The following is a 12,961-nucleotide window of genomic DNA, read 5'->3' on the forward strand; positions in this document are numbered from 1 at the left end:
CTTTCATCTTGCCATTTGTAGTCCACTTGGACTACAACAGTAATAGGGATATCCCGAAAAACAAGGCAATCTACCAACCATGACCGAACCACAACGCACTGCACCCCAATTAATCGAAGACATCAAAGCCCTAATAATTGAGATCCAGCAGTTGTATTGCCATGACGAAATCCCTTGGATTATTGGCTATTCAGGCGGCAAAGACTCCACCGCTACCCTCCAACTCGTTTGGCAAGCCCTCCAACAATTACCAAGCGATCGCCGCACCAAACAGATTTACGTGATCACCACCGACACCCGCGTTGAAAACCCCATTGTCGCGGCATGGGTCAAGCGATCGATCGCCAATATGCAAGCCGCCGCCATTGAGCAAGGCTTACCAATTTCTGCAACTTTACTATTTCCCGATGTCAAAGACACCTTCTGGGTGAACCTGATCGGTAAAGGCTATCCCGCACCCCGCAATGGCTTTAGATGGTGTACCGAACGCCTCAAAATCAAACCATCCAACCAATTTGTCCAAAACGTTGTCCGCGCTAAAGGCGAAGTAATCATCGTCCTCGGCACACGCAAAGCCGAAAGCTCTAGGCGATCGCGATCTATGAATGATCGCACTACGACTGAAATGGCGATCAGCCCTGCAGGGCAAAATTTACGGTGATTCGGGGATAGATTGATAACTATAACAAGTGTCAGATCTTTTATAGTCAGGTCTGTTTAACACTTTCTATGTAAACTAGATAGAATATATAAATCTAAAAATCAGAAAACCTAAATCGGTATGAGTCAAGAGCTTGTCTACCAAACGATCAAAAAATTTCAAGATAAATTACTTGATCTGTCGGCTAGGAATAAGCTTTTAAACTTTAAGTTTTCAGAGAAGGCACGTACACAAATTCGGATTGTTAACGATGCGCCAGATCGGATTTACAAGCGTCTAAACGATGGCAGAAAACTGGTCTTAGAGACTTTACCTGAGCCAGATGGTACGCCGCCCGATGAGAATAGTGAGCAGTTTCAACAGATGCTCATAGAAATGCGTAGCACGGATGAGCAGTATCAAAATGAGATCGCTAATGACGATGAAAGCCCAGAAAATTTACAGGCTATTGAAAGATTATTGCGCGACAAGGTAAGAACTAAGCTCAAGTTGCCAAAATTGATCGGTTCTAAGATCGCTCCAACACCTCAACAACAGGCGCAAGGACTTGGGATTAATCCTAGCTATGATCTGCCGTCTTCAGTCACAGAGGTCAGGGGTAGTAATTCGGTTTTACAAACTCTACTTTTTCCGAAAGAGTTTGAACGCAAAGCGTCAGGTCTATCAGCGGGTGCGCGTACATCTATTCAGGAAACAGGACGAAATACGCTTTATCTAGCATTTGGGATGCTGGAATGGTTTGAGTCAGAGTCTTCTGATGTGCGCTTTATTTCGCCTTTACTGCTTTATCCCGTGATTATTGAGCGTGAGTCAAAAAATGGACAATATCGCTATTGTGTTAGCGCACATGAAGATGAGGTTGAGGTAAATCCATGTTTACGGGAAAGACTAAAACGGGATTTTGGGATGGAGTTGCCTGACTTTCAAGAGGCTGATTCACCTGATGCTTATTTTCGGGAAGTTGCACAGTTAATCGAAGTGAAGAAACGATGGCAAGTGCGGCGATTTGTGACTTTGAGCTTGTTTTCGTTTGGAAATTTCGCGCTTTACAAAGATATCGATCCTGAAAATTGGGCTAATGATGGATTAGCAAGTCATCCTATCGTCTCTAGTTTGCTTGGTAGTGGTAATACTGAGACGCATGACACATTTAAAATACCTAGCGATTATGAGGTAGATAAGCCAGATATTAGTCGTCGAGTTCCTTTGATTATTTCTGAAACTGATGCTTCTCAGTTTTCGGCAATTGTTGATGTGATGGATGGTAAAAATCTAGTTATTGAAGGTCCTCCCGGAACTGGGAAAAGTCAGACAATTACAAATTTGATTGCGGCGGCTCTGGCTAAGGGGAAAACAGTACTATTTGTTGCGGAGAAAATGGCAGCAGTGGAGGTAGTACGAGATCGCCTTGATGCCGTAGGTCTAAGAGATTTTTGTCTGGAAATTCATTCAACAAATAAGCCTAAAGTTGATGTCTACAAAGAAATTAAAACTAGATGTGAGAGGGGAGATGTTACACAATCTGCTAATCCTGATGATATCGAACGCGAGTATTTAAAAAATCGTCAACAACTCACTGATTATGTAGAGTTACTCAATCAACCGTTTGGGGCAATGGGAGATGAGAACAAAATTCATACAATTCAAGAAATTTTGTGGAAAGTTAAGAGTTTACAACAGGAATATAAGATGGCAAATATTCCTGACAATTTTCTGGTTCTCAGTATAGCTACCCCCCAATCTCTCACTAGATTTGACTTTGATAAACATCGCACACTATTAAGAAAGTTTACCAGAATTAAAACTGAAGTAGAAGCATCCAATCAAAATATAGATATTTGGAAAGGAGTTAATGCTTTAGATATCGCTCCTATTGAACAAGAACAATTAATAAGATCTTTAGCAGAACTGAGTAAAGTAATTTCTGAGGCATTAAATCTTTATAAGAAACAAGCGGTTATATTTGGGCTTTCTCATAATCCAAATATAGGAAACCTAAATCAGCTAGATGATTTACTTATAAAAATTCCTGAACTACCAACACAGATCGAGACTGCTTTATTGTCATCTTTACGATCTCACTCTTCTGTTCAAATTTGTCGAGAGTTTGTTCAAAAATATTCTGAAACTAAGAAACTATTGAATAATGCAAATAAATTTTTTGACAATGAAAATCCAGAGTCATTTGACCTTGATCAAGTACAAGAATTTGTTTCAAAGTTACATTCCATTAAGCAATCTCGTCAACTTCCTAATGAATGGAATACTGAACCAATTAGAAATCAAGTACATCAGTTATGGAGTAGTGATCGCAATAGTTTAGACCAGTGGCAACGTGTTTTACCTGTTTTTAAGAATCTACAAAACTTGTTTGATTTAAGTTCAGATATTCAACTTGGGGATATTTTGAATATTAATGCTGTTTTTAGTTTTGTGGAAAGCGCACCAGAATATATTCTGCGTTACCGTAATCCTAAATTGTGTAATCCTGCAAATCTTAAAATATTATCTAAAGCTGAATCACTTCAGAAAAAATTTGTATTCTTGAATAATGCTGTTCATCTAAATCGATTTACGGATTCTGCAAAGTTACGACACTACGCAAAAAGAATAGTTAATGCAGGAATTTTCTTTTTTATTGACGGAGAATATCATGCAGCACATAAGACTTGGCATACAATAAAAAACTTTGCTAAGACTAATAGTGATCAAGAAATTTCTCAGATACTTATTCAAGTTGCTGACTTTTGGGATGAATATACTGTCTTAAAAGATCGAGATGGAATAGATGTAATATGCGGGAAACTTTATAGAGGATTTGAGACAGATTACAAAATTTGCTTCGAGATCAATGATTTTGGAAAGAAATTAGAGGAATTAACTGCTGAAATTTCTTGTAAAGATAAAATTAGAAACTTTGTTATAAAATCGTCTTTAGACGATTTAAGGAATGCAGTTAGTTATATTAATTCTTCTGCTTTTCAAGGATTATATAATACCTGTCAAAACTTGATAAATACTGGAGTCTTAACTGTTAGTAGTTCAGATTCAGCTTTGACTATTTTAGAAAATCGAAAACAGGAAATAGAGCAGATATATCAAAATTTATTGCAACTAAAACTTAGACCAGACCTGTCATTGCAGGAACTCCCATTGCTGATGTCGGAAATGGACAATTATCGACGATCACAAGAAGATCTCGATTCTCCATTGTTTACTAGTATTTTAGGAACTTATCCAAAATCAGAATTATTTTCTCTGGAGTCATTGCAAGGTTGTCTTAATTGGGCAGAATTAATACACAAAGCACAATTGCCAGAAAGTATTAGAAATCAATGCCTAAGTCCTAATGTTAGCGAATTTATTGCAGGCACTAAGGAATTTAGAACGCAATACCATTCTTTTATACAGAAACAAGATCAATACTGTGAAGCTGCTATGTCTTTAGGAAAGATTGACAGTCTAACAATGTTTGGCAATGCGAAAATCTTAGATTGTAACGCTGCTAAGCTTAGAGATCGCATACAACAGCTAAATCAATTAGATTCTCTTCAAAGATATCTATCCTATAGCCAAGTCAAAGCGAAAATGAAGTCAGCAAATTTATGGGATTTTGTTGATATTACTAGTGTTTCTAATCTGAATGAAGAACAGTCTGACTGTCTGTACAGAAACATCTTTTACCGTTCTCTTGTAAGTGAAATCCATAAAAAACATAGCAATCTAAGGTTATTTAAGGGAGAAGATCAGCTAATTACACGTCAAAAATTTCAAAAACTGGATCGGGAGATACTGAATTTGTATCAAATTAAGTTAGCTGCACAACTAGCTCACAATCAAATTCCTGAAGGTAATAGAAGAGGGTTAGTAAGCACTTTGACAGAAAATGCTCTAATTCAAAATGAGATTAGGAAGCAATCTAGATTTGCACCTCTACGAAGTCTTTTTCAACGTTCAGGAAATGCTTTACAGTCTCTTCACCCATGCTGGATGATGTCACCTGCAAGCGTGGCACAGTTTCTCCCTTCAAATTCTATTCGTTTTGATCTCATTGTTATTGATGAAGCATCGCAAATGCGCCCAGAAGAAGCATTAGGTGTAATGGCTAGAGGTAAACAGTTAGTAGTTGTAGGCGATCCCAAGCAATTACCACCCACAAGTTTCTTTAGGTCTGCCGATCAAGTTGATGAATCTGAAGATGTTGACTCAGAAACTCTACAAGAAGAGTCAATTCTAGATATGGCAATGAAAACATTCAGTGTACGCCGCCTCAAATGGCACTATCGCTCACGACATGAGAGTTTGATTGCCTTTTCTAACAAACATTTTTACGATAATAGCCTCACTGTTTTCCCCTCACCTAATCGCAAATTTGCCATTAATTATCATCACATCGTAGACGGACTATATCAATCAGGTGTTAATCCCATTGAAGTGAGGAGACTGGCAGAAGCAATATTAGAATTTATGAAAAATTCTCCAGAGCTATCTCTAGGCGTAGTAACACTCAATCAAAAACAAAGAGACTTGCTACAAGATGAGATGAGTTTACTCATCAATAATCATCCTGAAGTTGCCGATTACATTGCTAAATGGGAAACAACCCTTTCATCATTTTTTATCAAAAACTTGGAAAACGTCCAAGGTGATGAACGCGATGTCATTTTTATCTCCACAGTGTATGGTCGTGAACGTCCCGATCTACCTGTTGCTCAAAGATTTGGTCCAATCAATAGCGCTAATGGGCATAGGCGGCTAAACGTACTCTTTACCCGTGCCAAAGAGCGCATTGAAGTATTTTCTTCCATGACTGCTGCCGATATTCGCCCCACCGTATCCTCTAGTCGTGGCGTTAAGGCTCTGCGAGATTATTTAGAATATATTCAGACTCAGCAACTAGAAACTGCAAGGTTAACAGGTCGAGAGCCAGATAGTGACTTTGAAGTATTTGTTGCTAAGGCTATACGAGCTAAGGGCTTTGAAGTTGTGGCACAGGTGGGAGTCGCTAACTACTTTATTGATCTGGCAATAGTTGATCCTAATCGGGCAGGAACATATTTATTAGGTATTGAATGCGATGGCGCTACCTATCACTCATCCAAAGCCGCACGAGATCGCGATCGATACCGCCAAGAAGTTCTTGAGAAATTAGGCTGGAAACTCTATCGAATTTGGTCTACTGATTGGTTTAAAAATCCTGATTTAGAAATAGAAAAGCTCGTGAAGGCTATCAACAAACTGTTAATCTCTGAGGCTCAATAGGTGTTTCGGGGAGGTGCTTTAGCTTAAATGTCTGAAATGCTTGATGTGCATTAGTTTTAGCCTCGGAGGTATTTGATGTCTGAAATACCCATCATTAAAAGCATTGAGCCATTTATTATGTTTGACCTCCCCGAAACACCTAATGAGCCATCTCTGATTGAAGCCCAAGCTTTTGAATGAGAGCCTTTGACTTAGTGTTAATTGAAGATTTATCAATGATGTAGCAATATCAGTCCATCGTCATATCATTTATATCTTTCCTGAAAAGCCAACATTGCTTCTAAATGGGACTCCATCAGCAAACATTGTTCCAAATGAGCAATGTCCAAATCAGACAACCATCCACTTGCTTCAACCTGTGCATATTCTCCGTCCTGTAAGCGATAAATCCTGATCTTGCCATCCTGCCAAAACCAAACTTCAGGAATATTTCTTAACTGGTACTTTCTTAGCTTTTTGACGCTACCACTGGTCACTACAATCTCAATACATAAATCTGTAAGTTCAGGATTGTCACCAAATGCAAAAGATAAATCTGCTTGAAACTCTAACTTAGGCTCAATGGTTTGGGTATAAGCACCTGTACCAGTAAATCGAATCCGTTTAACTAAAAAATAGTAATTAAGCAACGCACCCAACAAGGTAGATACCATTTCATGCAGCAAACCAATGCCCACAATTTCTACTACTCCTTCACAATAATTTAATCTTACTCCGCCAATTTCTGCAAACGCAGATTGCAGAGCCTTGAACTGCTCCCATGTCACAGCCTGCTTGACGAGGTATTGATCAGCCGTTTTAGTTAAAGTTAGAGTCATGGCTTTACCTTAGCAATTACTTGGGTACTGAGGTGCTACTAGTATAATCTAAACATTCAATAAAGCTCTTGTCGCAATGATCGCAGAGTATAGCCACAACCAAGTCATTGCTCTATGCCAAATATTCGCTCAACTAACCAACCAAGAAGAAAGTTGGGGATTGCTAGAAAACATGAATGACATCGCACTCTGGCAGGGTTGGCAACAAGAATTATACCAATTCACGAAAGTGTGACAACACTTTTGTGAATCAAAAAACAAACCCAGTAAAGGTTTTAAAATCAAGAAATACGCCATTTCTTAATTTGGTATAAATTAGCGTTGTTCAGGATGACAAATTAGTGGGTTGCCACTATCACAAGTGTCATTAATCGCGGCGATTAACTCATATAAACGACCAAACCCATGTTGATTGAAGTGCATCGCTAAACGTGGCAAATCAATAATATGTGGCTCATTAGCCTCCTTGGGAAGAGCCGCACTACGTTCGATCTTGCCACGGATTAAAATATCGCTGAAATTATCATTTAGGCGCTCTAAATGTTCATCAGTAATTTCAACATGCAACCGAATTACGAATAAATCCGCAACCCATCGACAAGAATGATAAACACTATAAAACGAAGCAATAAATTGGCAAGCTTCATCAATATCATCAGTAATTTTGTACAAACTGCGGTCTTCTTTAGTAATCAAACCTCTTTCAAGCAAATTATTCTGGACAAATACATCCCAATCATTCCAATAGTCACCATCTTTTTTATCCATTAGTACAATTGGGCGCGGCGTTGTCCGCCCTGTTTGGCAAAGTGTCAAACATTCAAAAAACTCATCTTGTGTACCAAAGCCCCCAGGGAAAAGCGCGATCGCATCACTTTCTTTTATAAAATATAATTTGCGCGTAAAGAAATAACGAAATCTGACTAGTCGTGAGGCTTCAGACAAAAATCCATTACTTGATTGCTCAAAGGGCAGGGTGATATTTAAGCCAAAGGAATTATTACCTGCACCTTCATTACCAGCAGCCATGATGCCACCACCCGCACCAGTAATCACCATAAATCCTTGCTTGGTGATTTTTTCAGAAAACTCAAAAGCCTGACGATATTCAGGCGCATTCACATCAGTACGTGCTGAGCCAAAGATGCTCACTTTTCGATTAAAGCGATGAGGATAAAACATAGCAATCGCTTTTTGCATATCTTGCAAAGATCCCGCTAGGATTTTCCAGTCTAAGCGCTCTGCCTCGGCTTGACTCAGTTGGGTGATCGCTTTTAAGGCACTGTAAATTAGCTCTCCATGCTCAGTTGATTCAAGACTACTAACTAGCTTATGTAAATCATGAGAAAGAGCTTCGATGTCTGAACTTGAAGGAATTTTAGCCATATAGATTAATATTAAGCCGCGTTTGGCATGTGATCGCCCCCCAATATCATAGAGCGTTTACTTCTCCCTTCTTTATCTATGATGGCGAGGCAAAGCCTCACCACCACAAATAGGTTCTTCATTTTACGGCTAATTCCTAATGTTAATTGTTTGCCTTTTGATAGGATAATAAGTAAGTAATAAAAATTAACAAAAAATTAATACTCAGCTATGGCAAACATTACGTTTGTGAATGAAGGAAAAGAGGCGATCGCTATGGACGGCGTAAACCTTCGCATAAAAGCTCTCGAAAACAACATCGACATTTATAAATTTGTTGCGAAGCTCACTAACTGTAATGGTTATGGACAATGTGCTACCTGTGTCGTAGAAATTGTTGAAGGACTCGATAATCTCTCTCCAAAAACAGAATTTGAGCTAAAGAAGCTCAAGAACAAACCTGATAATTACCGTCTAGCCTGTCAAACCTTGGTAAATCAAGGAAACGTAAGTGTAAAGACAAAACCATAGTTTTTAGGTGACACAACTAAAATCTAATGTAAGCAATAGCTAATATAGTAGTTCTATATCATTTGTGGATTTTTTGGGTTGGAGGAAGGACACCCCGAAAGGTCGTCCTTCCTCCAACCATTTAGGATTGCTATAGCTAATGGCTATTAGCTATTGGCTAAAGATGTGCGGTAAAACGTACCCCGTAGCAATATGCATAAGCAGACGATCAGTGCTACGTTAAACTAGAATAATTGTCTATGAATCCTTTAGGCGACAGAGAAACCCCCTATGGCGCGTGATTATTACGAAATCCTCGGAGTTGATCGCAATACTGACAAAGAGGAAATCAAACGAGCATATCGACGTTTAGCTCGAAAATATCACCCCGATGTCAACAAAGAAGCGGGGGCAGATGAACGATTTAAAGAAATTAACCGTGCTTATGAGGTTCTCTCAGAGCCAGAAACCCGTGCAAGATATGATCGCTTTGGCGAAGCTGGCGTATCAAGTGGGGGTGGTGGATCGCCCGATATGGGAGATATGGGTGGATTTGCCGATATCTTTGAGAGCTTCTTTAGTGGCTTTTCTAACACGGGGCAACAACAAGCACGTCGCCGCAGTGGTCCCACTCGCGGAGAAGATCTACGTTTTGATCTGAAATTAGAGTTTCGCGAAGCAGTTTTTGGTGGTGAGAAACAAATCAAAATTTCCCATCTAGAAACCTGTGGAACTTGTAGTGGTACTGGTGCAAAGCCGGGGACTCGTCCTCGCACCTGCGGAACCTGTAGCGGTACTGGGCAAGTGCGCCGAGCGACACGTACACCCTTTGGTAGTTTTACTCAAGTATCTACCTGTCCAACTTGTAACGGCACTGGTCAAACCATTGAGGACAAGTGTGAAAGCTGTAATGGTCTGGGACTAAATCAAGTTACCAAAAAACTTAAAATCACGATTCCCGCAGGTGTCGATAGTGGAACCAGATTAAGGGTATCCAGTGAAGGTGATGCGGGGCAACGTGGTGGTCCATCAGGTGACCTCTATGTTTACTTGTTTGTACAAGCAGACAATGAATTTGAACGTGAAGGCATCAATGTTTTATCAGAGATCAAAATTAGCTATTTACAAGCAATTTTGGGTGACAAAATTGCAATTAATACTGTAGATGGCAAGAAGCCTCTCACGATTCCCGCAGGGACACAACCAGATACAGTCTTGACACTAGAGGGCTTGGGCGTGCCGAAGTTAGGCAATCCTGTCGCTCGTGGAGACCATTTGATTAGAATCAAAATTGATATTCCCACTAAGATCGGTAGTGAAGAACGCGAAGTCCTTGAAAAGCTTAAGGAAAAGCAATTTGGTAACACAGCTAAAGGTGGTATTAGTGACATTTTAGGCGGTATATTCGGTAACCAAAAATAAATACACTTAAAAAAGCCTTGCTTCGCAAGGCTTTTTTAAGTGTATTTATATAATGTTCTTTTAAAGATTACGACAAAGATATATGTGCATTCAGGCAATTAAATCAATCGATTTACGTGGTGTTCCCTGTCCGCTCAGTTTTGTGCGTGCAAAATTGCACCTCGAAAAGCTGGAGACTGGACAATTGATGGAAGTCCTGTTAGATGGTGGTGAGCCGATTGAGCAAGTTCCTAATAGCCTGATCTCTGACGGTCATCAGGTCAAAGGCATTGAAGAGCGCGATCGCTTTTTTGCTGTGACAGTCCAAAAAGCATGATGCAAATTATCTTATGTTGGCTATAACAGGTACAGTCTTGGCTGTACAAGCCAACTATTATCGTGTCATGTTAGATCAAGCTTTCAGTCTAGAGTTGCTTGATGAGTATGGACAAAAGTATAGTCAGGTTATTGATGAACTGCTCTGCACCCGTCGGGCGCGACTCAAAAAAATTGGACAACAGATCTGTGTAGGCGATCGCGTCATTGTTGAGGAGCCAGACTGGCAAGGCAGACGTGGAGCCATATCAGAAGTATCTCCCCGTCGTAATCTACTCGATCGCCCAACTGTAGCAAATGTTGATCGCATTCTATTAGTTTTTGCTTTAGCTGAACCAAGTCTCGATCCACATCAACTAAGTCGCTTTTTAGTAAAAGCCGAAAGTACTCAAGTTGATGTTTTATTGTGTCTCAACAAACGCGATTTGGTTAATGATGCGATATGGATGACATGGTGCGATCGCCTAAAGTCTTGGGGTTATTCACCGATTGCAATTAGCACTTATACCAAAGAAGGGCTTGACGAACTAGCGCAACATTTACAGACTGGTGTAACCGTCGTGGCAGGACAGTCAGGTGTTGGCAAATCTAGCCTAATTAATCTATTAATCCCGAATTTAAAAGTGCGTGTTGGTGAAGTTTCTCAACGATTAGGACATGGAAAACATACGACCCGACATGTCGAGTTATTTACTTTGCCTGCGGGCGGATATCTTGCTGATACTCCGGGTTTTATGCAACCTAATTTGACGGTTACACCACAAAAATTAGCAGATTGTTTTCCTGAAGCAAGACAAAGATTAGCTTCAGGAGATATTTGTCATTTTAATAATTGTTTACATCGCCGCGATGAACCAGATTGCGTGGTGCGCGGAGATTGGGAACGTTACGAGCATTACTTAGCATATTTAGAAGAGGCGATCGCCTATCAACAAAAACTAAAAAATACAGCCAATGCGGATGCTTCTGTCAAAGTCAAAGACACTAGTGATGGTAAGCAACAACAGGAGCCAAGGTTACTGAAAAAGCGCTATCGCCGAGAGTCCCGTCGCAGTGAACATCAAAATTTGGATACAGATGATGATTAAATATAGACGAGCTTAGCTCGTCTATATTTAATCATCACGCGATTACAAGGCACGATATAGTATCTAACGAGCTTCAAGCTTATTGCCCAATCGAAGGTCGTATCTTAATCACACATGAAGAAGTATATTTCCCTTGCTGCTGGTTTAGTCTTATTTGCAGTCAGTTCTTGCACTACGTCTACGCCCATAGCCAATAATGCAACTCCCACAGTAGCTGCAACATCTACAGCTACCCCCTCAGCAAAACCTGATGACAAGCCTTCTGAAAAGCCTAAGGACAGTAAAAGTACGCCTGAAGCCAAAACAGACAATAAGACCACAAGTACTAATGCTTGGCAGGATTACAAATCATCGGCTGGGAAATTTAGTATCCAATTACCTAGTAAGCCGCAAGAGCAATCTCAAGACCAAAAAACTGATGTGGGAACAATCAAGCTGAATATGGTGATTGCTGAAGCCAATGATTCAGGATATTTTGTGGGCTATGCTGATTTCCCTAACAAAATTGCCAATCCTGCTGATATCCAAAAAGGGTTAGCAGATTCTGTCAAAGGTTCAGTTTCTAATCTCAAAGGCGAAATCAAGTCTGAAAAAGAATACTTACTTGGAGATATACCTTGTCGCGATTTTGAGGCAAGTGGCAAAGTTCAAACTACAGATGTGTCAATGAAGGGAAGATTTTGTCTGGCGGACAATCGTTTGTATCAAGTATTTGCATTAGGGGCTGCCGATAAAATTGCCGCATCTGATGTCGATCGCTTTATTACTTCTTTCAAGATTGAGAAATAAATTTTGCTTTAAAAAAGAGGCGACGCAATGCGTCGCCTCTTTTTTGTTGTCTACAGAATGTAAAGCAATAAAAATAATACAATCCAGACAATATCGACAAAGTGCCAATATACAGAGGCAGCTTCGATACCAAAATGACTAGTGTTGCTGTAGTGACCAGTTTTAAGCGATCGCACTAGCACTGCGGCAATTAGCGACAGACCGATAATTACGTGCAAACCGTGAAAGCCTGTTAAGACATAAAAGGTGCTAGCGAACAGGTTTGTGGTCAGTCCAAACTCTAGATGTTGGTACTCATAGATCTGCCCAGCTATGAAGATCGCGCCCATAACGAATGTGGAGAGAAACCATAGTTGAGCCGCTTTGACTTTATTTTCTTTGATTGCGTGATCGGCTTGATGAATTACAAAACTACTTGATACCAGAATAATTGTATTGATCCCTGGTAAGAGAAGTTCGAGTTCGGGAGTACCTTCAGGCGGCCAAGACGTGGCAACTGAGCGAAAAGTCAAATAAGCAGCAAACAAACCAAAAAACAGCATTCCTTCAGAAATCAGGAAAACAATCAAGCCAAAAACCCTTAGATCTGGATGTTCAGCATGACCAGCTTCGGCGGCATGAGCATGAATTGCTTCATCTTGAGTTGTTGTAACTGGAGCGATCGATCCTTGCATAGATTAATGGTTGGATAAATGGATAGGATTAAATACAAGGGGCTTAAAGCCCCTTAT

At 40.0% G+C, this 12,961-nt stretch carries 9 protein-coding genes and 1 pseudogene; 7 read left to right on the top strand and 3 right to left on the bottom strand.

Annotated elements, in window-relative coordinates:
- Positions 1 to 79: 79 nt before the first annotated feature.
- Together ABM313_RS08015 and ABM313_RS08020 are read left to right on the top strand one after the other, a co-directional pair.
- A pseudogene (locus tag ABM313_RS08015) lies at positions 80 to 604 on the top strand (phosphoadenosine phosphosulfate reductase family protein); the annotation flags it as partial.
- A 177-nt stretch (positions 605 to 781) separates the two neighbouring features.
- Positions 782 to 5,923, top strand: a complete 5,142-nt coding sequence (locus ABM313_RS08020; RefSeq protein WP_434687122.1) for a DUF4011 domain-containing protein — start codon at positions 782 to 784, stop codon at positions 5,921 to 5,923.
- 245 nt (positions 5,924 to 6,168) lie between these two features.
- Here the strand turns inward: ABM313_RS08020 and ABM313_RS08025 are convergent, their stop codons facing one another.
- Together ABM313_RS08025 and ABM313_RS08030 are read right to left on the bottom strand one after the other, a co-directional pair.
- Positions 6,169 to 6,741 (bottom strand): Uma2 family endonuclease, encoded by a 573-nt coding sequence (locus ABM313_RS08025; RefSeq protein WP_434687123.1) that lies wholly within the window; start codon positions 6,739 to 6,741, stop codon positions 6,169 to 6,171.
- A 315-nt stretch (positions 6,742 to 7,056) separates the two neighbouring features.
- On the bottom strand, positions 7,057 to 8,127 hold the full coding sequence (locus ABM313_RS08030) for an LOG family protein (protein WP_434687125.1): 1,071 nt from the start codon (positions 8,125 to 8,127) through the stop codon (positions 7,057 to 7,059).
- 210 nt (positions 8,128 to 8,337) lie between these two features.
- Between ABM313_RS08030 and ABM313_RS08035 the strand changes: the two genes are divergently transcribed.
- The 5 genes from ABM313_RS08035 to ABM313_RS08055 all read left to right on the top strand — a co-directional run bounded on the left by ABM313_RS08035 (position 8,338) and on the right by ABM313_RS08055 (position 12,230).
- Positions 8,338 to 8,637: a 2Fe-2S iron-sulfur cluster-binding protein gene (locus tag ABM313_RS08035; RefSeq protein ID WP_434687126.1), complete on the top strand. Its 300-nt coding sequence runs from the start codon at positions 8,338 to 8,340 to the stop codon at positions 8,635 to 8,637.
- Positions 8,638 to 8,907: 270 nt separating this feature from the next.
- Positions 8,908 to 10,038 (top strand): molecular chaperone DnaJ, encoded by a 1,131-nt coding sequence (gene dnaJ / locus ABM313_RS08040; protein WP_434687128.1) that lies wholly within the window; start codon positions 8,908 to 8,910, stop codon positions 10,036 to 10,038.
- An 82-nt stretch (positions 10,039 to 10,120) separates the two neighbouring features.
- Positions 10,121 to 10,354, top strand: coding sequence for a sulfurtransferase TusA family protein (locus tag ABM313_RS08045; protein WP_434687129.1), 234 nt, complete (start codon positions 10,121 to 10,123; stop codon positions 10,352 to 10,354).
- Between the two features lie 13 nt (positions 10,355 to 10,367).
- Positions 10,368 to 11,441, top strand: coding sequence for a small ribosomal subunit biogenesis GTPase RsgA (gene rsgA, locus ABM313_RS08050; protein WP_434687130.1), 1,074 nt, complete (start codon positions 10,368 to 10,370; stop codon positions 11,439 to 11,441).
- A 114-nt stretch (positions 11,442 to 11,555) separates the two neighbouring features.
- Positions 11,556 to 12,230, top strand: coding sequence for a hypothetical protein (locus ABM313_RS08055; protein WP_434687132.1), 675 nt, complete (start codon positions 11,556 to 11,558; stop codon positions 12,228 to 12,230).
- Between the two features lie 50 nt (positions 12,231 to 12,280).
- Here the strand turns inward: ABM313_RS08055 and ABM313_RS08060 are convergent, their stop codons facing one another.
- Positions 12,281 to 12,904: a cytochrome c oxidase subunit 3 gene (locus tag ABM313_RS08060; RefSeq protein ID WP_434687134.1), complete on the bottom strand. Its 624-nt coding sequence runs from the start codon at positions 12,902 to 12,904 to the stop codon at positions 12,281 to 12,283.
- Between the last annotated feature and the right edge of the window lie 57 nt (positions 12,905 to 12,961).

The sequence above is a fragment of the Pseudanabaena minima str. Chao 2107 genome, from assembly GCF_051131155.1.
GTDB classification, from domain to species: domain Bacteria; phylum Cyanobacteriota; class Cyanobacteriia; order Pseudanabaenales; family Pseudanabaenaceae; genus Pseudanabaena; species Pseudanabaena minima.